Below are 23,079 nucleotides of genomic sequence, written 5' to 3'. Positions count from 1 at the left end.
ACTTCATTTCGTCATCACCCGAGGGTGAGACCCAATGGCAAAGAATCCGTGGACCCCTCGCCCGACTCAGACCTAAGTGCCTGATTTTCAAGCCGCTTCAGCGTCTGCGCCGGAAGTGGGGCGCATTATAGGGGAGATTCAGAGCAGGTCAACAGGTTATTTTCAGAAAGGCCAAAAAAAGAAAGGGGCTGCTCGCGCAGCCCCTTTCTTATAGCCCTCTCGGTGCCGCTAGGCACGGCCGATACGGCGATTGCGCCAGAGGGTGGTGAAGGGTCCGGAGACCGCATAGGCCAGGAAGCCCAGTAGCAGGACGCGCGGCGGGTCGGTAAAGACCACGGCGAAGACCAGCACGGCGATCAGGATGACCACGAAGGGGACGCGTCCTTTCAGGCCCAGGGTCTTGAAGCTCCAGTACTTGAAGTTGCTGACCATGAGCATGCCGGCTGCAGCGACCATCAGGGCGACCAGCAGCGACAGCTTGGAGCCCTGGATGCCGAAGTCACTGAAGCACCAGACGGTACCGGCCACCAGGGCCGCCGCGGAAGGACTGGCCAGGCCGATGAAGTAGCGCTTGTCCACCGAGCCGATCTGGGTGTTGAAGCGGGCCAGACGCAAGGCGGCGCCGGCTACATAGATGAAGGCGACGGCCCAGCCGACATTACCCAGACCACTCAGGGCCCACTGGAAGGCCAGGATCGCCGGTGCGACACCGAAGGCGACCATGTCGGAGAGCGAGTCGTACTGCTCGCCGAAGGCGCTCTGGGTATTGGTCATGCGGGCGACGCGACCATCCAGGCCATCGAGCACCATGGCGATGAAGATGGCGGCGGCCGCGGCCGAGAAGCCGGCGGAGGCGATGTCGTATTGCCCCTGGATGAAGGCGGTCTGAGCCGCGACACCCTTGATGATCGAATAGAGGCCGGCAAAGAGCGCCGCGGTGGTGAAGAGGTTGGGTAGCAGGTACACGCCACGGCGTCTGATCTTGCGCCCCTGGGCGTCCTGCGTCTCCTCGATGTGTTCATCCACGGGGATGAGGCCGTCGGTGGCTGTGTTGGACGGGGTTTCTTCGGGACGCTCGCTCATGGATTTTCCTTGGGCATTACCTGACGGATTGGACTGACCTCTTGAGGATAGGGTTCAGCCTAACCTCCCATGCTAAGGCATTGCCGGGGTCGTGGGCAGTGCAATAAAAAACGCGGCCGAGGCCGCGTCCTTTACCGCTCGTTACAGGGCTGGCGCCCTGTCCGATCAGTTCTTGGTCTTGTCGACGATCTTGTTCGACGCGATCCAGGGCATCATCGCCCGCAGCTTCTCGCCGACCTGCTCGATCGGGTGAGCCGCGTTGTTGCGACGGTAGGCGGTCATGGAGGCGTAGTTGGACGCGCCCTCGGCCACGAACATCTTGGCGTATTCGCCGTTCTGGATGCGCTTGAGCGCATTCTTCATGGCTGCGCGCGACTCGGCGTTGATGACCTCGGGACCGGTCACGTACTCGCCGTACTCGGCGTTGTTGGAGATCGAGTAGTTCATGTTGGCGATACCGCCTTCGTACATGAGGTCGACGATCAGCTTGAGTTCGTGCAGGCACTCGAAGTAGGCCATTTCCGGCGCGTAGCCAGCTTCGACCAGGGTTTCGAAACCGGCCTTGACCAGCTCGACCGCACCACCGCACAGCACGGCCTGCTCGCCGAACAGGTCGGTTTCGGTCTCGTCCTTGAAGGTGGTTTCGATGATGCCGGTACGGCCGCCGCCGACGCCGCAGGCGTAGGACAGGGCGACGTTCTTGGCATTGCCGGAAGCGTCCTGGTGGACGGCGACCAGATCAGGGATGCCGCCGCCCTTGACGAACTCGGAGCGCACGGTGTGACCCGGGGCCTTGGGGGCGATCATGATGACGTCCAGGTCAGCGCGGGGCACGACCTGGTTGTAGTGGATGGCAAAACCGTGGGCGAAGGCCAGGGTGGCGCCCTGCTTCAGGTTCGGCTCGATCTCGTCCTTGTACAGCTTGGACTGGAATTCGTCGGGGGTCAGGATCATGACCACGTCGGCGGAGGCGACGGCGTCCTTGACCGGCTTGACGGTCAGGCCATGGGCCTCGGCCTTGGCCACGGTGGCCGAGCCACTGCGCAGACCGACGACGACGTCGACGCCGGAGTCCTTCAGGTTGCAGGCATGGGCGTGGCCCTGGGAGCCGTAGCCGATGATGGCGACCTTCTTGCCCTGGATGATGGAAAGGTCACAGTCTTTGTCGTAGTAAACGCGCATTGCAGGTTCTCCTGGAAAAGGGGGTATCAGATGCTCAGGGCTTTGTCGCCACGGGAAATTCCGGTCACGCCGCTACGCACCACCTCGAGGATGGACGCGGCGCCGATCGCCTGGATGAAGCTGTCGATCTTCTCGCTGGTGCCCGCCAGCTGAATGGTATACACGCTGCTGCCGACATCGACGATCTGGCCGCGAAAGATATCGGTGGTGCGCTTGACCTCGGCGCGCTGGGCGCCGGTGGCCTTGACCTTGATCAGCAGGAGTTCGCGCTCGATGTGGGCGCTCTCGGACAGGTTGACCAGTTTCACCACCTCGATGAGCTTGTTGAGGTTCTTGGTGATCTGCTCGACCGTCTCTTCCTGGCCGATGGTGGTCAGGGTCAGGCGCGACAGGGTCGGGTCCTCGGTCGCGGCGACCGTGAGGCTTTCGATGTTGTAGTTGCGCTGGGAAAACAGGCCGACCACGCGGGACAGGGCGCCGGGCTCGTTTTCCAGCAGCAGGGAGATGATGTGTCTCATGTTCAGGTCCGCTCCGTCTTGCTCAGCCACATGTCGCGCATCGCGCCATCCTTGATCTGCATCGGGTAGACGTGTTCGGTGTTGTCCACGGCGATGTCGAGGAAGACCAGGCGATTCTTCATGGCGAAGGCCTCGGCCATCATCGGCTTGAGGTCTTCCAGACGCTCGATGCGCATGCCGACGTGGCCATAGGCCTCGGCCAGCTTGACGAAGTCCGGCAGGGATTCCATGTAGGAGTGGGAGTAGCGGCTGCTGTACTGCATGTCCTGCCACTGGCGGACCATGCCCAGGGCACCATTGTTGAGGCAGACGATCTTCACCGGCAGGTCGTACTGCATGCAGGTGGAGAGCTCCTGGATGTTCATCTGCACGCTGCCTTCACCGGTGACGCAGGCGACGTCAGCGTCCGGGAAGTTGAGCTTGACGCCCATGGCCGCCGGGAAGCCGAAGCCCATGGTGCCGAGGCCGCCGGAGTTGATCCAGCGATTGGGCTTGTCGTAGCGGTAGTACTGGGCAGCGAACATCTGGTGCTGACCCACGTCGGAGGTGATGTAGGCATCGCCCGCGGTGACGTCGTACAGGGTCTCGATGACGGTCTGCGGCTTGATGATGCTGCCGTCGCCCTTGTCGTAGGGGAACATCTCGCGACCGCCGCGCCATTCCTCGATCTGCTTCCACCAGGCGGCCTGGTTTTCGGCACGGGGCTTCTCGCTCAGTTCGCGGACCACGGCGACCATCTCGGCGAGGACGCTGTCGACCGGACCGACGATGGGCACGTCGGCCTTGATGGTCTTGGAGATCGAGGCCGGATCGATGTCGACGTGAATGATCTTGGCGTTCGGGCAGAAGCGCGTGGCACCGTTGATGACGCGGTCATCGAAGCGCGCACCCACGGCGAGGATGACGTCGCTGTGGTGCATGGCCAGGTTGGCCTGGTAGCTGCCGTGCATGCCGAGCATGCCGAGGAACTGGCGATCGCTGCCCGGGTAGGCGCCCAGACCCATCAGGGTATTGGTGACCGGCAGGTTGAGCAGGCGCGCCAGCTCGGTGAGGGCCGCGGAGGCACCGCCGAGGATGACGCCACCACCGGCATAGAGGATGGGGCGCTTGGCCGCCACCAGCATCTCGACGGCCTTGCGGATCTGCCCGGAATGACCGCGCTGCGCCGGATTGTAGGAGCGCAGCTTGATCTTCTTCGGATAGACGTATTCGTATTTCTTGGTCGGATCGCCCATGTCCTTGGGGATGTCGACCACCACCGGACCAGGACGCCCGGACTCGGCGAGGTAGAAGGCCTTCTTGAGGACTTCGGGGATCTCGGAGGGGTGCTTGATGATGAAGCTGTGCTTCACGATCGGCCGGGAGATGCCGACCATGTCGGTTTCCTGGAAGGCGTCGGTGCCCACCATGTTGCTCGGCACCTGGCCGGACAGGACCACCATGGGGATGGAGTCCATGTAGGCGGTGGCGATGCCGGTGATGGCATTGGTCGCGCCGGGGCCGGAGGTCACCAGGACCACGCCGGCCTTGCCGGTGGCGCGGGCATAGCCGTCGGCCATGTGGGTGGCGGCCTGCTCGTGACGAACCAGGATGTGGTTGAGCGCCGGTTCCTTGAACAGGGCGTCGTAGATGTGCAGCAGGGCACCGCCCGGGTACCCGTAGATGTGTTTCACGCCCTCGTCGCGCAAGAAGCGGACGACCATCTCAGCGCCAGTTAATAGCTCCACGTATCACCTCATTCCACGCATGGCGAGCGCCCATTGGTGGACGCTCAAGGTTCGGTTGACTGCAAGGCAGAGCATGGGCGACGGTGGTCACCGACGATTCAGCTGCCTAGAAAGCCTTGTTGGAAGATTCCGATGAATGCTGGAGCTTCCACCCGACGCGAGGTAACGCGGTGCAGGGTATTTGACTGTGGCGGCGCGGGTAGGCACCTCATGGTCTGCCGAGCAGTCAGCTTTGGGCCGACTCGCTACAGCGAACTTTGGATTGTTCGCATTCGACCCGTGCAAGTCAAGCCGAAAGGTGCAACCGGGCGCAATCGGTCGTCGGCGATCAGTCGTGATGAAAAGGTCGACGTCTCCTCTTATAGTGAAGTCCTGTCCTCTCCCCTTCCAGGATTCCCATGCGCTCGATCTTCTGGCTTTCCGCCCTGGCTTTCGCCTGCAGCCTGTCCGCCCAGGCCGCGCAGGTCTACAAGTGGACCGATGACAAGGGTGTCACCCACTTCAGTGCCCAGCCGCCCGAGGGCCAGAAGGCCAACGAGGTGGACGTGAAGACGGCGCCGCAGATCAATGGCAGTGGCACTGCACCCACCTACAAGATGCCCAACGGCGCCCAGCAGCCATCGGTGTCCAACGACGCCCAGCAGCAGGAACTGGATCGCCGGGTGAAGGCGCAGGTGCGCGAGGAGCAGAACAAGCTCAAGGAGCAGTGCGATCAGGCGCGCCAGAATCTGGCACAGCTGCGCAACAATCCGCGCATCCTGGTGCAGTCCGGGCGGGGCGAGACGCGGCGGCTGAGTGAAGAGGAACGTCAGCAGCGGCTGGCCGAGACCCAGCTGTCCATCGAGCAGAACTGCGGCAAGTAACTCAGGCGCTTTCGATGATGCGGTCGAATTCGGCCAGGGACGCAAGCAGGGGCAGGACGGGGTCGAGATTGCCCTGGTAGACCATCTCGGCCATCGGCCGGATGCCCGAGCGCGCCGGCAGGGCCGCATCGCTCTCGATGATCAGCTTCATCCGCGGCACGAAGATCCACTGCAGCCACTGGGCGAAACTCAGGGTATCAACGCAGAAGGGCTCCTGGCTGGCCAGGGCTTCGGCGCTGGGCGCCTGCGCCGACCACCAGCCGAGCAGGCGCAATTCACGCTCGATCTGCAGCAGCTGATCGGCCAGGGCGGGCAGGCGCTCGTCCATCAGGTACCCACCTGCGCCTTCTGCCGGGCCAGGGCGGCGCCGGAGGCATCACCCTGGGCCTCGCGGGCCTGGGCGATCAGTTGCCAGAGACTGGCCTGCAAGGCCGGACGGCCATTGGCGTAGGTCAGGGCGCGCCGGGCCAGTTGCTCGCCCTGGGCCGGATCGTTCTGCGCCAGGCGCACCTGGGCCAGGCGATAGAGCACCTGGGGCTCGCGCGGGGCGATGCGCTGGGCGCGTTCCAGGCTCGAAGAGGCACCGTTGAGATCGCCGCCGCTCTGCTGTTGCTGGGCGGTGGTCAACAGGGCCAGCACCGGACCGTCGAGTTGCTCGTCGGCAGCCAGGCCGCCGCCACTGGAATTGCTGGTGGCGGGAATGCCGGTCGGAGCCGTACTGGCGGCCGCGGAGCCGCCCGGGGTGGCGGGCGGATAGACCGGCTGCGAATAGCTCGGCTGCACCGGCGCCTGGGCAGGCGGTGCGCTGGGGCTGGACGAGGTGATCAGCGGCGCCGAGGCCGCCGGTGCGGCATAGGTTTCCAGGGGCGCGGAGCTACCACCCGGCACCATGACGGTCACCCCGGAATCGGCCGGCGCGCTGGGCGCGGCGGCCACGGGGGCCTGACGTTGCGCTGGCAGGGGCCGGTTGTTGCCCTGGCGATAGAGTTCGCCGTTGGACACCGGACCGCCGGAATCGACCACGGGGATGGCGCCACGCTGCGGCGCGGCGCAACCGGCGAGGAGAACACCGGCGATCATCACCGGCCAGACTGCTTTCGTCACCTTGGGACCTCTCAATTCAACCAACCCTTGACCCAATCCATGACCGGATTGCCGCCGTTGCCGTTGCCGCCGGCGGCGGGTGCGGCCGGCGCGCCACAGGAGGCGCCCGGTGGCGGCTCACTGCCGCGAATATAAGGCATCTGCACGGCGTTGGGACACGAGGGATCCGTGCCGCGCCCGGTGGTGGCATCGACCCAGGCCTGGGTGATGTTGTCCGGCACCGGCATGTCCAGGGAGACCGGATCGGCGCGACGCATGAAGTTGCTCCAGACCTGCAGGGCGCCGGTGGCACCGGTCAGGGGCGTCTTGCCGTTGTCGTCGCGACCCAGCCAGACCACCGCCAGCAGATCCTGGCTGAAGCCGGAGAACCAGCTGTCGCGGGAATCGTTGGTGGTGCCGGTCTTGCCCGCCAGGTTCACGCTGGTGGGGATCTGGTTGTAGACCGAGCGCCCGGTGCCTTCGCGCATGACGCGCTGCATGGCGTACTGCACCAGGTAGATGGCGCCGGTATCGAAGCGCTGCTCGATCTGGAAGGGATAGCGCTTGAGCGGCTCGCCATTGGCGTCGAGCACGCTGCGGATGCTGCGCAGCGGCGTGTTGAAGCCACCGTTGGCCAGCGTCTGGTACATGGTCGCCACTTCCATGGGCGTCAGGGCACCGGCGCCGAGCAGGGTCGCCGGATAGGGCGGCAGGGCGCGACTCACGCCCAGGCGCGCGACGGTCTTGAGCACCTCGGGGACCCCGAGGTCCAGGCCCAGGCGCGCGGTGGACAGGTTGTAGGAATGCGCCAGCCCCTGATAGAGGAAGATGGTGCCGTGCGCCTTGTGCTCGTAGTTCTGCGGCCGCCAGACCTGGCCATCGGCGCCTTTCACCGAGAAGGGCTCGTCCTGGATCAGGGTGGTCAGGGTGTACTTGCTGGGGCGCTCGAGGGCGGTGAGATAGACCGCCGGCTTGATCAGCGAGCCGACCTGGCGCACCGCGTCGAGGGCGCGGTTGTAGCCGGCGAAGCGCGGATCGCGGCCACCCAGCAGCGCCTGGACCTCACCGGTTTCCGGATTGGTCACCACCATGGCCGACTCGACGTTTTCCGCACCCTTGCGGCCGTCGATGCGCTTCATGGTCTCGCCCATGGCGGCTTCGGCCTTGGTCTGCAGGATGGGGTCGAAGCTGGTGAAGATGCGCAGCCCTTCTTCGGTGAGGTCTTCGTCGCGGTAGTCCTGCTTGAGCTGGCGCTTGACCAGGTCGACGAAGGCCGGGAAGGAACTGTTGGTCAGGCTGCCGGCCTTGGTGATGCCCAGCGGCCGAGCCTTGGCCGCTTCCGCCTCGGTGGCACTGACCACGCCCTGCTCGGCCATGAGGTCGAGCACCAGGTTGCGGCGGGTCATGGCGCGCTCGGGGTAGCGGCGCGGGTTGTAGTAGGACGGGCCCTTCACCAGACCGACCAGCAGGGCGACCTGATGCAGTTTCAGCTCGCTGAAGGGCTGGCCGAAGAAGTACTGGGCGGCCAGACCGAAGCCGTGGATGGCGCGCGAGCCGTCCTGACCGAGGAACACCTCGTTGAGGTAGGCCTCGAGGATCTCCTGCTTGCTGTAGTGCAGCTCCAGCAGCAGCGCCATCAGGGCTTCGGTGCCCTTGCGGGTGATGCTGCGCTCGTTGGTGAGGTAGAAGTTCTTGACCAGCTGCTGGGTCAGGGTACTGCCGCCCTGGCGCACCTGGCCGCTGGTGGCGTTGACCCAGACCGCCCGGGCGATGGACTTGGGCGAGACACCGTGGTGATGCCAGAACTCGCGGTCCTCGACGGCCACCAGGCCATCGACCAGGTGCGGCGGCGCCTGGTCGAGCTTGATGAGGATGCGATCCTCGTTATGCGCCGGATAGATGCCGCCGATCATCAGCGGCTCCAGGCGGGCCACGGCAAGATTGCTGCCATCCAGGGCGCTGACGCCGGAGACGGTGCCGCCGGCGAAGCGCACGCGGATCGCCCGGGCCGGCTCGACGCCTTCGTAGAACTGGAAGCCGCGGGTGTTCAGCTCGACCGTGGAGGCCCCCACGGAGACGCTGCCGGGGCCGTCCACGGTTTTCTCGCGGCGATAGCCGAGGGCGTCGAGTTCGGTGAGGAAGTCGTCACGGCTGAGCTTGACGCCGTTGAACAATTCCAGCGGCCGGGCATAGACCTTGGCCGGAATGGTCCAGCGCTTGCCGGAGAATTTTTCCTGGACCACGGCATCCAGATAGATGCATAGGCCAGCCAGGGCTACCAGCGCGACCAGACCAAGCTTGACTGCCCAGCCGGACAGGCGGCGCCAGTCAAAGGTCTTGCGCTTGCGGGAACGAGAGGATCGGGGTCGCTTCATGGCGGCGCATTATACGCACTTGCCCGGTGGCCGACAGCGGCCTGCCAGCGCTTCGTCAGCTGGGGTTCAAGGACTCCCCTTCCCGGTGTCGCGGCTTGCGTGGACCGCCCTGGCAGCGATAATGCCGCCATCCATTCCCTACAAGGACCGCCCGTGAGCCAGCTCCTGATTTCCGCCCTGCAGAACCCGGCGCTCTATCCCCATCCCACCTCGGCGTTCCGGGTCATCGAAACCCATATTTCCTGGGTCGTGCTGACTGGCGAGGTCGCCTACAAGATCAAGAAGCCGGTGAATTTCGGTTTCCTCGACTTCACCGACCTGGAAGCCCGTGGCCACTTCTGCCGCGAGGAGCTGCGCCTCAACCAGCGCCTGACCCGCGATCTCTACCAGGACGTGGTGGCCATCACCGGCAGCGAAAGCGCTCCCGAGCTGGGCGGCAGCGGTCCGGTGATCGAATACGCCCTGCGCATGCGCGAATTCCCCCAGAGCCAACTGCTCAGCGAGGTGCAGCAGCGCGGCGAGCTGACCGAGGCGCACATCGACGCCCTGGCTGCACAGATCGCCCGCTTCCACCTGGCCGCACCCCAGGTAGGGACCGAGCATCCGCTGTGCACCCCGGACGCCGCCATGGCGCCGGTGCGGCAGAATTTCGAGCAGATCCGCGCCATGCTCGGCGAAGCGGCCGATCTCCGGCAGCTCGACCAGCTGGAAGCCTGGGCCGAAGCCAGCTACGCGCGCCTGCTGCCGCTGTTCGAGGCGCGTTGCCGTGACGGCTTCATCCGCGAATGCCATGGTGATATCCACCTGGCCAACGCCACCCTGCTCGACGGCGAGGTGGTGCTGTTCGACTGCATCGAATTCAACGAGCCCTTCCGCCTGACCGACACCATGGGCGATGCCGGCTTCCTGGCCATGGACCTGGAAGACCGCGGCCTCAAGGCCCTGAGCAACAGATTCGTCAATGCCTACTTCGAGGCGACCGGCGACTACAGCGGCCTCGCCCTGCTCGACTTCTACAAGGCCTATCGCGCCATGGTGCGCGCCAAGATCGCCCTCTTCCGCCTCGGCCAGGCCGAGGAGCCGGCGCTGCGGGCCGAGATCCTTGCCAGCTATCGCAGCTACACCGCGCTGGCCGAAGGCTATACCCAGGTGCCCCAGCCCTTCGCGGCGGTGATGCACGGGGTGTCGGGGATCGGCAAGAGCACCGTGGCCCTGGCCCTGGTCGAGGCGCTCGGCGCCATTCGCCTGAGATCCGATGTCGAGCGCCAGCGCCTCTATGCCGACAGCGACGAGGCCACCCGCTACAGCGCCGCAGCCGGCGAAGCCACCTATGCGCGCCTGCACGAGATCGGCGCCCAGGTACTGGCGGCCGGTTATCCGCTGGTGCTCGACGCCACCTACCTCAAGCAGGCCCAGCGCGCCGCGGCCCAGGCCCTGGCCGAAGCCCAGGCCGCGCCCCTGCTGATCATCGACTGCCAGGCGGACGACGAACTCATCGCCCGCTGGCTGCAGGAGCGCCAGGCCGAGGGGACCGATCCTTCCGAGGCCACCCTCGCGGTGGTGGCAGCCCAGCGCCAGGCCCAGGATCCGCTCGAACCCGCCGAGCAGGATCGGGCGCTGGTGGTGGAGCTGGGTCGCGCCGGACAGCTGGAGGCCCTGCCGGCTCGCCTGCTGCGCCGCCTGGGTCGCGCCCCGGCCTGACCACGACCTCCTGGGGGGCAGAACAAGCGTTCCGTCACAGCTCGTGGAGTTGTGGATTTACGGTCGCCGACGAGCGGCTTATCGTGCGACCCACGTCACAACCTCTGCGTAACAAGAAGGAATTGGCACCATGTACCTCATCGGCGATCAGCCTCCCTATGTCGATCAGTTGCGTCAGGCGCTGCAGGCCATTCCGGCGCGACTGGTCAGTGGTGTGGCGCCGAGTCGGCAGCCCCTGCAGCTGAGTCCCGCCGCCCTGCTGCAGGACTGGATGCGCAATGACGAGGTCTATCTGATCCAGCGTGGCCCGCTGCGGGTGGTCCTGGATCAGCGGGCGCTGTTCCAGCTCGGCGAGGGCGACCTGATCGGCCTGGGGCGCACTCTGGATCTGCCGACCCTCAACTACGAGAGCGAGGCCGACGTGCGGGTGCTGCCCTACGACCGCGAGACCTTTCTCGCGGCGGCCACCGCCACGCCGGTCCAGCGCGATGCCCTGCTGAGGTACATGCTGGGTCAACAATCGCTGCTGGCCCAGGCGCTGATCCGGCTCAAGCCGCCGGTCACCCAGCCGGCCACCGGCTTTCGTCGCTATGCCGCCGGCGAGGTCATCATCCGTCAGGGCGATTCCGCCGAGCATGTCTTCGTCATCACCGAAGGCCATGCCGAGGCCTGGGTCGATGGCTGCAAGGTCGGCGAGGTCTGCCAGGACGAGATCGTCGGCGCCCTGGCGGTGTTCACCCATACGCCTCGTACCGCCAGCGTCATCGCCAAGACCGTCTGCACCGTGCTGGTGATCCCCCAGGATCAGTTCGTTTCCCTGATGGAGACCACCCCGCGCATCGCCCACAGCCTGATCGAGAACATGGCGCGCCATATCGACACCCTGAACAAGGAGGTCACCCGCCTGCGCGGTGCCCAAGAGCGACCTTCCAGCGGTAATTAAGAAATATTCTCGAATACGCTTGACGATGGAATGAGAATTGTTATTATTCAACTCAGCCGGTCGCGAGACCGGTCGATAACTGAAGGTCCAGCAGTTGGTCTTTCGGGTTATCTCCTCATCAGGCTAATCACGGTTTTGGACCCGGCTCTGCCGGGTCTTTTTTTGTCTGGAATCCGGCGCTAGCGCCGATCCAGCACGACGGGCACGGCATCGGCCGGCCGCTCCTCCCCCAGGCCATAGGCCAGCTGCAGGTGTTGGGCAGCCCGCGCGGCGCTCTGGGCGTCGCCGGCATGGATCACCCCCAGGGGCCGGTGCTCGTCGACCCACTCGCCGGGCAGTGCCAGGCCGGCCAGACCCACCGCCGGATCCACTTCATCCTCCGGACGTTGCCGCCCGCCGCCCAGTTCAACCACCAGCAGACCGAGGGCGCGGGTATCCACCTGCCGCACCCAGCCCGGGCGGGCCGGATGGACGGCGCGCACCACCGGAGCCCGGGGCAGATGCTGCCAGGGCCGCTCGGTCAGGTCGGACGGGCCGCCCAGAGCCAGGCTCATCGCCGCGAAACGCGCCAGGGCGGCGCCGCTCTGCCAGGCCTCCAGCACCAGGCGCTCGGCGGTGGCGGCGTCCCTGGCCAGTCCGGCCAGTTGCAGCGTTTCCTCGGCCAGCGCCCGGATCACCTGCCAGAGGCGCTCGCTGCGTACCTCGCCCGCCAGCAGGGCGATGGCCTCCTCCACCTCCAGGGCGTTGCCGGCGCTGCGCGCCAGGGGCTGGCCCATGTCGGTGACCAGGGCGCGGGTCCGGACCCCGGCGGCTTCGGCGACCTCGACGATACTGTCGGCCAGGCGCAGAGCCGCGTCGCGCTCGGCCATGAAGGCGCCGCCGCCGGTCTTGACGTCCATGACCAGCACGTCCAGGCCGGCGGCCAGTTTCTTGGCCAGGATGGAGGCGGTGATCAGGTCCACCGATTCCACCGTGGCGGTGACATCGCGGATGGCATAGAGGCGGCGATCGGCCGGGGCCAGATCGGCGTCCGGACCGACGATGGCGCACCCCACCTCGGCCACCACCTGGCGAAAGCGCGCCAGGCCAGGCCGGATGCGATAGCCGGGGATGCTCTCCAGCTTGTCGAGTGTGCCGCCGGTATGGCCCAGGCCGCGCCCGGAGATCATCGGCACATGGCAGCCGCAGGCGGCGAGCAGCGGTGCCAGCACCAAGCTGGTGAGATCGCCCACGCCGCCGGTGGAATGCTTGTCCACCACCGGCCCCGGCAGGTCCCAGCGCAGCACCTGGCCGCTGTCGCGCATGGCCAGGGTCAGGGCGGTGCGCTCGGCGGCGGTCATGCCGCGCAGCAGGGTGGCCATGGCGAAGGCGGCGATCTGGCCTTCGCTGAGGCTGTCGTCGACGATGCCGCGGACCAGCCGCTGGAGATCCTCAGCCGAGAGTTCCAGGCCATCGCGCTTCTGGCGGATAACCTCCTGGGCAAGCCACATGGGCGGACTCCTTAGAAGTCGTCGAAGGCGCCGGGCAGCAGCTCGGCCAGGGTCCAGGTGCGGGTACGGCCGGGTTCGCTGCCGCTGCAGACGATGGTCGCGTCGGGCGCCATCAACTCCAGCAGCACCTGGCGACAGGCACCGCAGGGACTGATCAGGGGAACGCCCGGCGCATGGATGGCCATGGCGGTGAAACTGCGCGGCGGCAGGCCCCGGCTGATGGCGGCGAACAGGGCGCTGCGCTCGGCGCAGTTGGTCAGGCCATAGGAGATGTTTTCCACGTTGCAGCCATGGATGACTTCGCCCTCGGCGGTCAGCAGGGCGGCGCCCACGGGAAATTCCGAATGCGGACAGTAGGCGCGCTCGGCCGCAGCGACCGCTTGCGGAAGCAGTGCGGCCAGGTGCGCAGGCAGGTTGGTGCTCATGACAGTCTCCAGATCAGAATTGATAACCCACCCCCGCATAGTAGCCCCAGCCGTTGGAGCGGCCCTCGAAATCGCCCTCGCCAAAGTTCAGCTCGGTGCCGTCGCGCCAGTTGCCGCCATTGTGGAAATGCCGCGCAGCGAACATGAAGCGCAGGTGGGTGAAGGCATAGAGCAGCACATTGGTGGATACGGTGGCATTGGCCGTACGACCTGGCTCGTCGCCCAGCTTCGAGCCGAAATCGAAGTTGGTGAAGCCGACATAGGTCAGGGAGGCACCGTTGTCGAACTTGGCCAGCGGCCAGATGTACTTGAGCTGGGCCCGATAGCCGTCCCAGGAATTCTCGTTGGCGGCGCCATAGTTTTCCCACTGGCGGCGGCCGTAGAGGTTGGCGGACAGCAGCACCGGGGTATGGGTCTCGATATCGGTACCGAAGCCTGCGTAGAGGGTGTTCTGTCGACTGGCCTGGCTGCTGCCGTGGTCGTAGATCCAGTCGAAGGCCAGGTACCACTCCTTGAACGGCCCGAAGGCCAGCGAGCGACCACTGAGCTGATCGATGGAGATACGCGGTTCGTGCTCCATGAACAGGGGCGAGCCGCGGTCCCAGACGCCGGAGTCATGGCTGTTGCCGATACCCAGTACCCTGGGCACGTCGATGTAGCCATAGAGTTCGAAGGGCCCCTTGCGGCCGAAGTACTCGTACTCCAGATAGACGTCGTCCACGGGCTGCGGGCCGAAGCTGATGTCCTTGCTGCCGATCAGAGTCAGATCCTGGTTGTACCAGGACGATAGATAGGGCGAGCGACTGTCCGTCTGTTGCGCGGCGGGACTGGCGGTCTCGCCCTGGGCGCTGTCGGTGGCGACGGCGGGAGCGGCCAACAGCTGGGCGCTGCAGCAGAACAGGAGCGGTAGCGCGCCGAAGCGCACGCGACGGAGGCGGGAAAACGTCATGAGGAGGGTTCCTGAGCGAAAGCCTTGAGAAGCCGCGGACAACCCGTGGCGGCGAAGCAGGCGCACGCCACGGTCATCCGCTGTTACGTTTTGGCGCACCCAGGCCAGCGGTGCACCATAAAGTGGACCGGATGGTCCAATCGACATCGACCTAGAGGCCGATGAAGAAGCCGGCCAGGGCCGCGCTCATCAGGTTGGCCAGGGTGCCGCCGAGCATGGCGCGCAGGCCCAGCTGAGCCAGTTCGTGACGCCGCTGGGGCGCGATGCCGCCCAGGCCGCCGAGCTGGATGGCGATGGAAGAGAGATTGGCGAAGCCGCAGAGGGCGAAGGTGACGATGACCTGGGTATGCGCCGAGAGCGGCTGGACGCCCGCCGCCGCCGACTTGACCGGATCCAGGTAGGTCGAGAGGTCGGCATAGGCGACGAATTCGTTGAGCACCAGCTTCTGGCCGATGAAGCCACCGGCCTGCACCGCCTCGTTCCAGGGCACCCCGATGAGGAAGGCCACCGGCGCCAGCAGATAGCCCAGCACCAGCTGCATGCTCAGTTGCGGCACGCCGAACCAGGCGCCGCACCAGCCGAGGATGCCGTTGAGCAGGGCGATCAGGGCGATGAAGGCCAGCAGCATGGCACCGACCGCCAGGGCGATGCGCAGCCCGACCTGGGCGCCTTCGGCGGCTGCGTCTATGACGTTGGCTGGGCGCTCCTCCCCTTCCCCCAGGGTCTTCATGGCCTGGTCGCGCGGCTGTTCGGTCTCCGGCTCCATCAGCTTGGCCATCAGCAGGCCGCCCGGAGCGGCCATGAAGCTGGCGGCGATCAGGTACTTGAGTTCCACGCCCATGCCGGCGTAGCCCAGCAGCACCGAACCGGCCACCGCGGCGAAACCGCCAACCATGATGGCGAACAGCTCCGAGCGGGTGAGATCGGCGATGAAGGGCCGCACCACCAGCGGCATTTCCGACTGGCCGAGAAACAGGGTCGCGGTAACCGTGGTGGATTCCACCCGACTGGTGCCGAGCAGGGCGTGCAGCGCGCCGCCCACCAGGCGGATGATCCAGCCCATGATGCCCAGGTAGTAGAGCACCGCGATCAGGCTGCCGAAGAAGACGATCAGGGGCAGCACCCGCACGGCGAAGACGAAGCCACCGTTACCGAAGTACTCGAACATCTTCGGTCCGGCGAGACCGCCGAAGAGAAACTCGATGCCCTTGTCGGCATAGAGCTGCAGCGAAGAGACGGCGCCGGAGACGCTGCCAAGCACCTGCTGGCCCCAGGGAATGTAGAGGACGAACAGGCCGAGCCCCGCCTGCAACAGAAAGGCCGCGAGCACGGTACGCACGCGAATGGCGCGCCGCTGGCGGGAAAAGAGGATGGCGATGGCCACCAGCAACAGCATGCCCAACACAGAGATCATCAAAGGACTCCTGACAGGATCGCCCGATAGCGGCGATCGATGGGCGATATCCGTAAGCAAGGCGCCTGCCAGATCCTGTCCGGGCGATCAGCTTTTTGTGACTGCCTGGTCAGCGAGGCGCAACGGTCGGTCCAACTCCAGGCCCGCAGGCGAGAGCCGTGCCCCATAAGCCAGCACCTGCACACCCTGGCGACGGGCTTCGCCCAGGGCCAGGGCATAGGCGGCATCGATTTCCGCGGCCGGGCGTACCGCCTCGATGCCGTCGAGCAATACGCAATAGAGCAGCACGGCCCGCTCACCGGCCGCGGCCAGGGCCGCCAGCTCGCGCAGATGGCGGGCCCCACGGGTGGTCACGGCGTCGGGAAAGGCGGCGATCGCGGTGTCGGCAAAGCCCAGGGTGACGCTCTTGACCTCCAGGTACAGCGGCCCCGCGGGATACTCCAGGCGAAAATCAGCGCGACTGTTCTCCAGCCCGTAGGCCACCTCCCGGCGCAGGGCGGTGAAGCCGGCCAGTTCGGGAATGCCACCGGCCAGCAAGGCCTCCTCCACCAGGCGATTGGCACGGGCGGTATTGATGCAGGCCAGGCGGCCATGGTCCGTCTCGACCAGCTCCCAGGTGCCGGGCAGCTTGCGCTTGGGACCACTGGCGCGGCTGAACCAGACGCGGGCGCCCGCCGGCTGGCAGTGGAGCATGGAGCCGGTATTGGGGCAGTGCAGGGTCAGCACCTCGCCGCTGGCGGTCTCGATGTCGGCGAGAAAACGCTTGTAGCGGCGCAGCAGGCGACCCTCTTCCAGGGGTGGCTCGAATCTCACCGGGCGCTCCAGCGCTGCAATCCCTGGGCGATGCGGGCGACGGCCTCTTCCAGGCGCGGCAGCGACTGGGTGTAGGCGAAGCGCACATGGGTGTCGGCACGGTGGCGACCGAAATCCAGGCCGGGGGTGATGGCCACGTGCTCGGTCTCCAGCAGGAATTGGCAGAAGGCATAGGCGTCGCCGCCAAAGGCGGCGATGTCGGCATAGAGATAGAAGGCGCCCTGGGGCTCGACGGCGATCTCAAAGCCCAGGTTGCGCAACGCCGGCAGCAGGTAGTCGCGACGGCGGGCAAATTCGGCGCGACGCTCCTCGAAGATGGCCATGGCCTCGGGGGTGAAACAGGCCAGGGCCGCCTGCTGGGCCACGGTGGAGGCGCTGATGTAGAGATTCTGCGCCAGCTTTTCCAGCTCCGGCACCGCGGCGCGCGGCGCCACCAGCCAGCCGAGGCGCCAGCCGGTCATGCCGAAATACTTGGAGAAGCTGTTGAGCACGAAGGCCGAGTCGTCCACCTCCAGCACGCTGGGGGCGTCCAGGCCGTAGGTCAGGCCGTGGTAGATCTCGTCCACCACCAGGTGACCACCACGTGCCCTGAGGGCGGCCGACAGCCCGGCGAGTTCGTCGCGATCCAGCAGGGTGCCGGTCGGATTGGCCGGCGAGGCCACCAGGGCGCCGACGCTGTCCGCCTGCCAGTGCCGCGCGACCAGTTCGGGGGTGAGCTGGTAGCGGGTCTCGGCGCCGACCGGAATCAGCTGGGCCGCGCCTTCCACCAGGCGCAGGAAGTGTCGATTGCAGGGATAGCCGGGATCGGCCAGCAGCCAGTGACGCCCGGGATCGACCAGCAGGGCGCTGGCCAGCAGCAGGGCACCCGAACCGCCGGGGGTGATCAGCACCCGTTCCGGATCCAGGTCGACGCCGTAGCGCTCGCCATAGAAGGCGGCGATGGCGCGGCGCAACTCCGGCAGGCCGCGGGCCGCGGTGTAGCGGGTCTGACCGGCCGCCAGCGCGGCCTGGCCGGCCGCGACCACCGGGGCGGCGGTGGTGAAATCGGGCTCGCCGATTTCCAGGTGGATGACGTCATGCCCGGCGGCCTGGAGCTGGTTGGCGCGCTCCAGCAGGGCCATCACATGGAAGGGCTCGATGGCCTGGCTGCGCGCGCTGTAGGAATTGGACATGGAGGGGGTCCGAACTTGTGGCGAAGGCGGGATTCTAACCAAGGCTTCGCAGACCGGCATCCGCCGCGTCGGCAAGGAGCGGGAGGCCAGTAGTAGCGCCCCCTGGAAGCTTCTGGTAAGTTCGCCGGCTTGCATCCGCAGGGCGACTGGCCAGTCGAGAACATATTCAGCCTGGCGTCGGCATTGCGCGGGACGCCATCGGCAGCCACAGACCCCGGGCGTTCCAACATGGAGAGGCCTGGAAACGCATCCAGCCTGTGGACAGGATCAGCGAAAGTGAGAGGGTCAATCATGCCCAGCGAAGCAAATCAGCAGAACAATCATCTGGCCCGTGGCTACGAACCCTACCAGCCTGCCAAGGGTGAGGAATACATGAGTGAGCGCATGCGCGCCCACTTCACCGGCATCCTGAACAAGTGGAAGCAGGAACTGCGCGAAGAAGTCGATCGCACCGTGCACCACATGAAGGAAGAAGCGGCCAACTTCGCCGACCCGGCCGACCGCGCGACCCAGGAAGAGGAATTCAGCCTGGAACTGCGTGCCCGCGACCGCGAGCGCAAGCTGATCAAGAAGATCGACGAGACGCTGCAGCTGATCGAAGACAACGAATACGGCTGGTGCGACTCCTGCGGCGTGGAAATCGGTATCCGTCGCCTGGAAGCCCGTCCGACCGCCAGCCTGTGCATCGACTGCAAGACCCTGGCCGAGATCCGCGAGAAGCAGACCGGGACCTGAGTCCTGCTGCCTCACCGACGAGGGCGCTACGGCGCCCTTTGTTCTTTCCAGACTTCGGTTTTTCCGGCATTCACAGGATGAGCTATGTCCAGGCGCCCCTATGTCGGCCGTTTCGCCCCCACGCCCAGCGGCTATCTGCACTTCGGCTCGCTGGTTGCCGCCCTCGCCTCCTACCTGGATGCCCGCGCCGCGGGCGGGCAGTGGCTGGTGCGCATGGAAGACCTGGACCCCCCGCGCGAGGTCCCCGGCGCCCAGGCGGCCATCCTCACCACTCTGGAGGCCTACGGCTTCGAATGGGACGGCCCGGTGCTGCGCCAGAGCGAGCGCCTGGACGCCTATCGCGCGGTCATCGCGCAGTGGCTGGCCAGCGGCCTGGCCTATGCCTGCGACTGCTCGCGCAAGCAGCTCGAAGGCAGTGGCGGCCTCTACCCCGGATACTGCCGCAATCGCGGCCTGCCGGCGACGGACGCCGCCATCCGCATCCGTGTCCCTGAGCTGGACTACCGCTTCGTCGACCGGGTGCAGGGCGAATTCCGCCAGCACCTGGGCCGCGAGGTGGGCGACTTCGTCATCCAGCGCCGCGACGGCCTGATCGCCTATCAACTGGCGGTGGTGATGGACGATGCCCTGCAGGGCATGACCGACGTGGTGCGGGGCGCCGACCTGCTGGACTCGACGCCCCGCCAGCTCTATCTGCAGGAATTGCTCGGTCATCCGGCGCCGCGCTATCTGCACGTGCCGCTGCTGATCCAGCCCGATGGCCACAAGCTGGGCAAGAGCTACCGCTCGCCGCCGTTGCCACCCGAGCAGGCCGGCGCCCTGCTGGTGCGCGCCCTGCGCACCCTGGGCCAGCCGACGCATGCGGAGCTGGCCCGGGAAACCCCGGCCGGGGTGCTGGCCTGGGGTGTCGCCCACTGGGATGCCGCGCTGATCCCGCGGGTGCCGCACCTGGCCGAAGCCCGATTGCCGGACTAGTAGTTGGGCCAGAGGCCAGGCGTGGCCAGTTCCAGCAGATGGCCATCCGGATCGCGGAAATACAGGCTGATCGCGCCACGCGGCCAGCGGGTGCGTTCTTCGATGGCGACCCCGGCAGCCACCAGCTGTGCGGCCCAGGCTTCCAGTTCATCCGCTGCGACGGCCAGGGCCAGGTGCTGAAAGCCCTGGGCGCCATGGGGCGGAATGCAGCCGCCCGGCAGCCTGACGGGCTGTTCGGTAGTGCCCCGCTGGAACAGCAACAGGACGCTGGCGCCCACCGCATAGGCGGCCAGGCGCTCGTCGGCGAACATCGGCGTGAGCCCCAGCAGCTCTTCATAGAAGCGCCGGGCCCGGGGCAGATCGGCGACATAGAGCGCGGTTTCCAGCACGGCGGCGAGACGGGGCCTGGTCATCGACGAACTCCGGCGGGGAAAGAAGCCTTCACGGTAGAGGCCTCCCTCTCCGGGGTACAGCGCTTTTGCATTACCATGGCGCCATCGCCGTTCGGGAACCGCGCATGTACATCTACCGGCTGGTCCTGCTCCTCGTGGTAGGCATCTATCTGTTCTCCCCCGCCATCATGGATTGGTGGATCGCTCCCAGCGGCGCCTGGTATCGCCCCTACCTGCTGTGGCTCATCCTCATCGTGGTGACCTTTATCCTGCAGAGCCAGCGCGATGCCGACGAGCTTTAGTCTGTCCCAACTGGTGCTGATCAGCGCCGGTTACCTGCTGATCTTCTTTGGCGTCGCCTGGATGACCGAGAAGGGCTGGGTGCCGCGCCGGCTGGTGCGCCATCCGCTGATCTACACCCTGTCGCTGGGCGTCTACGCCAGCGCCTGGGCCTTCTATGGCACCGTGGGCCTGGCCTACGACTACGGCTACGGGTTTCTCGCCTACTACCTGGGCCTGTGCGGCGCCTTCCTGCTGGCGCCGGTGCTGCTCTATCCCATCCTGCGCCTGACCCGTGCCTACCAGCTGGCGTCCCTGGCCGATCTTTTCGCCTTCCGTTTCCGCAGCACCTGGGCCGGCGCCCTCACCAGCCTGGGCATGCTGATCGCCGTGCTGCCGCTGCTGGCGCTGCAGATCCAGGCGGTGGCCACCAGCACCGGCATCCTGGTGCAGGCCCGCGCCCAGGACGCCCCGGCGCTGGGCTTCTGCCTGCTGATCACCCTGTTCGCCATGCTCTTCGGCGCACGCCAGATCAATTCCAAGGAGCGCCATGAAGGCCTGGTGGTGGCCATCGCTTTCGAGTCCCTGGTCAAGTTGCTGGCCCTGGGCATCGTCGGCGGCGTCACCCTCTATACCGTGTTCGGCGGACCCAACGGCCTGGAGACCTGGCTGCAGCAGAACCAGAGCGCCCTCTCCACCCTGCACACCCCGCTGCAGGAAGGTCCCTGGCGGATCCTGCTGCTGGTGTTCTTTGCCGCGGCCATCGTCACCCCGCACATGTACCACATGGCCTTCACCGAGAATCTCAGTCCCCAGGCGCTGGTCAGTGCCAGCTGGGGCCTGCCGCTGTTCCTACTGCTGATCAGCCTGGCGGTGCCGCCGATTCTCTGGGGTGGCCTGGCGCTGGGTTCGCCGACGCCGCCGGAGTACTTCACCCTGGGCGTGGGCCTGGCGCTGGACAATCCGCTGCTGGCGCTGGTGGCCTTCGTCGGCGGGCTGTCGGCGGCCAGCGGCCTGATCATCGTGGTGACCATGGCGCTGTCGGGCATGCTGCTCAACCACATCGTGCTGCCGCTCTACCAGCCGCCCACCGACGGCAACATCTATCGCTGGCTGCGCATGACCCGGCGCATGCTGATCGCCGCCATCATCCTCGGCAGCTATGGCTTCTATCGCCTGCTGCAGGGCCATGGCGATCTCTCCAGCCTGGGCATCGTCTCCTTTGTCGCCACCGTGCAATTCCTGCCCGGCGCGCTGTCGGTGCTCTACTGGCAGACGGCCAATCGCAAGGGGTTCATCGCCGGCCTGCTGTGCGGCCTGGGCCTGTGGTTCCTGAGCATGCTCATGCCGCTGGTGGCCGACATCAATCCGCTGCACATCGGCGTCTTCAGCTATCGCATCAGCGCCAGCAACTGGCACCTCGCCGCCGTGGCCTCGCTGACCGTCAACGTGCTGGTGTTCGCCCTGGTCTCGCTCTTCACCGAGGCCAGCGAAGAAGAGAAGAGCGCCGCCGAGGCCTGCGCGGTGGACAACGTCCGCCGTCCGCAGCGCCGCGAACTGGCGGCCAGCTCGCCCCAGGACTTCGCCGCCCAGCTGGCCAAGCCCCTGGGCGCCAAGACCGCGCAGAAGGAAGTCGAGCGCGCCCTGGCCGATCTGCTGCTGCCCTATGACGAGCGCCGCCCCTATGCCCTGCGCCGGTTGCGCGATCGCATCGAGGCCAATCTCTCCGGCCTGATGGGCCCGCGGGTCGCCCAGGACATCGTCGAGACCTTTCTGCCGTTCAAGGCGGAAAGCGAGGCCTATGCCACCGAAGACATCCACTTCATCGAGAATCGCCTGGAAGACTACCAGTCGCGCCTGACCGGCCTGGCCGCCGAGCTGGACGCCCTGCGCCGCTATCACCGCCAGACCCTGCAGGAGTTGCCCATGGGCGTCTGCTCCCTGGCGCGTGACCGCGAGATCCTCATGTGGAACCGCGCCATGGAAGAACTCACCGGCATCGACGGCGCCCGGGTGGTGGGTTCGCGCCTGAGCGCCCTGCCCGATCCCTGGCAGGACCTGTTCGAGCGCTTTCTCGCCGAACCGGCGCAGCAGCACCTCTACAAGCAGCGGCTGCCCCAGGAACACGAGCAGCGCTGGCTCAACCTGCACAAGGCGACCATCGACGAACCCCTGGCGGTGGGCAGCAACGGCACGGTGCTGGTGGTGGAAGACATCAGCGAGACCCAGCTGCTGGAAGACCGCCTGATCCACTCCGAGCGCCTGGCCTCCATCGGCCGGCTGGCCGCGGGCGTCGCCCACGAGATCGGCAATCCGGTCACCGGCATCGCCTGCCTGGCGCAGAACCTGCGCGAGGAGCGCGAGGCGGACGAAGAGATCGACGAGATCAGCAGCCAGATCATCGAGCAGACCCGGCGCATCACCCGCATCGTCCAGTCGCTGATGAGTTTCGCCCATGCCGGCGGTCGCCAGCAGGCCCACGAACCGGTGTGCGTGGCCGAGGCGGCCCAGGAGGCCATCGCCCTGCTCTCCCTCAACCGCCAGAGCGTGGACGTCGACTTCTTCAATCTCTGCGATCCCGAACACCTGGTGCAGGGCGATCCCCAGCGGCTGGTGCAGGTGATGATCAACCTGCTGTCCAACGCCCGGGACGCCTCGCCGCCCGGTGCGCCGATCCGGGTGCGCAGCGAGGCCCAGGGCCAGACCGTGACCCTGAGCGTCGAGGACGAGGGCAGCGGCATTCCCAAGGCCATCGTCAGCCGGCTGTTCGAACCCTTCTTCACCACCAAGGATCCGGGCAAGGGGACGGGGCTTGGCTTGGCGCTGGTCTATTCCATCGTAGAAGAGCATTATGGTCAGATAATGATCGATAGTCCTACCGACCCCGTGACCGGCCAGGGCACCCGCATCCGGGTACTGCTGCCGCGCTATCTCGGGTTGCCGGAGGCGCCGTGACGGAC

The 23,079-nt window shown here is 66.5% G+C and carries 21 protein-coding genes; 7 read left to right on the top strand and 14 right to left on the bottom strand.

What is annotated here, in order from left to right:
- Positions 1 to 228: 228 nt before the first annotated feature.
- The 4 genes from pssA to OXS31_RS02650 form a co-directional block, all read right to left on the bottom strand.
- Positions 229 to 1,083 (bottom strand): CDP-diacylglycerol--serine O-phosphatidyltransferase, encoded by an 855-nt coding sequence (gene pssA / locus OXS31_RS02665; protein ID WP_007159688.1) that lies wholly within the window; start codon positions 1,081 to 1,083, stop codon positions 229 to 231.
- A gap of 165 nt (positions 1,084 to 1,248) precedes the next feature.
- Positions 1,249 to 2,265, bottom strand: a complete 1,017-nt coding sequence (ilvC, locus tag OXS31_RS02660; protein WP_007159689.1) for a ketol-acid reductoisomerase — start codon at positions 2,263 to 2,265, stop codon at positions 1,249 to 1,251.
- 26 nt (positions 2,266 to 2,291) lie between these two features.
- Complete coding sequence (gene ilvN / locus OXS31_RS02655) at positions 2,292 to 2,783, bottom strand: acetolactate synthase small subunit (protein ID WP_007159690.1); 492 nt, start codon at positions 2,781 to 2,783, stop codon at positions 2,292 to 2,294.
- Between the two features lie 2 nt (positions 2,784 to 2,785).
- Positions 2,786 to 4,510 carry an acetolactate synthase 3 large subunit gene (locus tag OXS31_RS02650; protein ID WP_027597553.1) on the bottom strand — a complete coding sequence of 575 codons (1,725 nt, stop codon included), beginning with the start codon at positions 4,508 to 4,510 and terminating at the stop codon, positions 2,786 to 2,788.
- 398 nt (positions 4,511 to 4,908) lie between these two features.
- Between OXS31_RS02650 and OXS31_RS02645 the strand changes: the two genes are divergently transcribed.
- A complete protein-coding gene (locus OXS31_RS02645) occupies positions 4,909 to 5,373 on the top strand; it encodes a DUF4124 domain-containing protein (RefSeq protein ID WP_007159692.1) in 465 nt (154 codons plus the stop codon).
- Between the two features lies 1 nt (position 5,374).
- On the opposite strand, the gene OXS31_RS02640 is transcribed toward OXS31_RS02645, so the two are convergent.
- The 3 genes from OXS31_RS02640 to mrcB are packed head-to-tail and all read right to left on the bottom strand — an operon-like array spanning position 5,375 to position 8,831.
- Positions 5,375 to 5,701 carry a YqcC family protein gene (locus OXS31_RS02640; RefSeq protein ID WP_027597552.1) on the bottom strand — a complete coding sequence of 109 codons (327 nt, stop codon included), beginning with the start codon at positions 5,699 to 5,701 and terminating at the stop codon, positions 5,375 to 5,377.
- Positions 5,701 to 6,453 carry a hypothetical protein gene (locus OXS31_RS02635; RefSeq protein ID WP_037007511.1) on the bottom strand — a complete coding sequence of 251 codons (753 nt, stop codon included), beginning with the start codon at positions 6,451 to 6,453 and terminating at the stop codon, positions 5,701 to 5,703. The genes OXS31_RS02640 and OXS31_RS02635 overlap by 1 nt, the downstream gene beginning before the upstream one ends.
- 35 nt (positions 6,454 to 6,488) lie before the next feature.
- The gene (gene mrcB, locus OXS31_RS02630) at positions 6,489 to 8,831 is read right to left on the bottom strand and encodes a penicillin-binding protein 1B (protein ID WP_027600755.1); all 2,343 of its coding nucleotides are present in this window, start codon (positions 8,829 to 8,831) and stop codon (positions 6,489 to 6,491) included.
- A gap of 153 nt (positions 8,832 to 8,984) precedes the next feature.
- Between mrcB and OXS31_RS02625 the strand changes: the two genes are divergently transcribed.
- Together OXS31_RS02625 and OXS31_RS02620 are read left to right on the top strand one after the other, a co-directional pair.
- Positions 8,985 to 10,532, top strand: a complete 1,548-nt coding sequence (locus OXS31_RS02625; RefSeq protein WP_027600754.1) for a bifunctional aminoglycoside phosphotransferase/ATP-binding protein — start codon at positions 8,985 to 8,987, stop codon at positions 10,530 to 10,532.
- A gap of 130 nt (positions 10,533 to 10,662) precedes the next feature.
- Positions 10,663 to 11,475 carry a cyclic nucleotide-binding domain-containing protein gene (locus OXS31_RS02620; protein WP_058792011.1) on the top strand — a complete coding sequence of 271 codons (813 nt, stop codon included), beginning with the start codon at positions 10,663 to 10,665 and terminating at the stop codon, positions 11,473 to 11,475.
- 179 nt (positions 11,476 to 11,654) lie between these two features.
- Here the strand turns inward: OXS31_RS02620 and deoA are convergent, their stop codons facing one another.
- From deoA to OXS31_RS02590, 6 genes are all read right to left on the bottom strand, one after another.
- On the bottom strand, positions 11,655 to 12,965 hold the full coding sequence (gene deoA / locus OXS31_RS02615; RefSeq protein WP_144960759.1) for a thymidine phosphorylase: 1,311 nt from the start codon (positions 12,963 to 12,965) through the stop codon (positions 11,655 to 11,657).
- 11 nt (positions 12,966 to 12,976) lie between these two features.
- Entirely contained in the window at positions 12,977 to 13,390 is a 414-nt protein-coding gene (locus OXS31_RS02610; protein WP_007159699.1) for a cytidine deaminase, read from the bottom strand.
- 13 nt (positions 13,391 to 13,403) lie between these two features.
- Positions 13,404 to 14,339 (bottom strand): nucleoside-specific channel-forming protein Tsx, encoded by a 936-nt coding sequence (locus tag OXS31_RS02605; protein WP_081398790.1) that lies wholly within the window; start codon positions 14,337 to 14,339, stop codon positions 13,404 to 13,406.
- Positions 14,340 to 14,490: 151 nt separating this feature from the next.
- On the bottom strand, positions 14,491 to 15,753 hold the full coding sequence (locus OXS31_RS02600) for a NupC/NupG family nucleoside CNT transporter (RefSeq protein ID WP_007159701.1): 1,263 nt from the start codon (positions 15,751 to 15,753) through the stop codon (positions 14,491 to 14,493).
- Between the two features lie 87 nt (positions 15,754 to 15,840).
- Positions 15,841 to 16,566: a DNA/RNA nuclease SfsA gene (sfsA, locus tag OXS31_RS02595; RefSeq protein WP_027597544.1), complete on the bottom strand. Its 726-nt coding sequence runs from the start codon at positions 16,564 to 16,566 to the stop codon at positions 15,841 to 15,843.
- Entirely contained in the window at positions 16,563 to 17,738 is a 1,176-nt protein-coding gene (locus tag OXS31_RS02590; protein ID WP_042138296.1) for a pyridoxal phosphate-dependent aminotransferase, read from the bottom strand. The genes sfsA and OXS31_RS02590 overlap by 4 nt, the downstream gene beginning before the upstream one ends.
- Before the next feature lie 291 nt (positions 17,739 to 18,029).
- Between OXS31_RS02590 and dksA the strand changes: the two genes are divergently transcribed.
- Positions 18,030 to 18,473 carry an RNA polymerase-binding protein DksA gene (gene dksA / locus OXS31_RS02585; protein WP_007159704.1) on the top strand — a complete coding sequence of 148 codons (444 nt, stop codon included), beginning with the start codon at positions 18,030 to 18,032 and terminating at the stop codon, positions 18,471 to 18,473.
- Positions 18,474 to 18,557: 84 nt separating this feature from the next.
- Positions 18,558 to 19,448, top strand: coding sequence for a tRNA glutamyl-Q(34) synthetase GluQRS (gene gluQRS / locus OXS31_RS02580; RefSeq protein WP_027597542.1), 891 nt, complete (start codon positions 18,558 to 18,560; stop codon positions 19,446 to 19,448).
- On the opposite strand, the gene OXS31_RS02575 is transcribed toward gluQRS, so the two are convergent.
- Positions 19,445 to 19,861, bottom strand: a complete 417-nt coding sequence (locus tag OXS31_RS02575; protein WP_058792016.1) for a VOC family protein — start codon at positions 19,859 to 19,861, stop codon at positions 19,445 to 19,447. The genes gluQRS and OXS31_RS02575 overlap by 4 nt on opposite strands.
- Before the next feature lie 104 nt (positions 19,862 to 19,965).
- Here OXS31_RS02575 and OXS31_RS02570 point away from each other — a divergent pair, with 104 nt between their 5' ends.
- Together OXS31_RS02570 and OXS31_RS02565 are read left to right on the top strand one after the other, a co-directional pair.
- The gene (locus tag OXS31_RS02570) at positions 19,966 to 20,142 is read left to right on the top strand and encodes a hypothetical protein (RefSeq protein WP_007159707.1); all 177 of its coding nucleotides are present in this window, start codon (positions 19,966 to 19,968) and stop codon (positions 20,140 to 20,142) included.
- Entirely contained in the window at positions 20,126 to 23,074 is a 2,949-nt protein-coding gene (locus OXS31_RS02565; protein WP_027597540.1) for a sensor histidine kinase, read from the top strand. Before OXS31_RS02570 ends, OXS31_RS02565 begins: the two co-directional genes overlap by 17 nt.
- Positions 23,075 to 23,079 lie beyond the last annotated feature (5 nt).

Origin of the sequence: Pseudomonas sp. GM_Psu_1 (assembly GCF_026544185.1) — a bacterium.
In the GTDB taxonomy this organism is placed as follows: domain Bacteria; phylum Pseudomonadota; class Gammaproteobacteria; order Pseudomonadales; family Pseudomonadaceae; genus Chryseomonas; species Chryseomonas oryzihabitans.
Note: the sequence above shows the minus strand (reverse complement) of the source record. Positions and strands in the feature narration are given on the sequence as shown.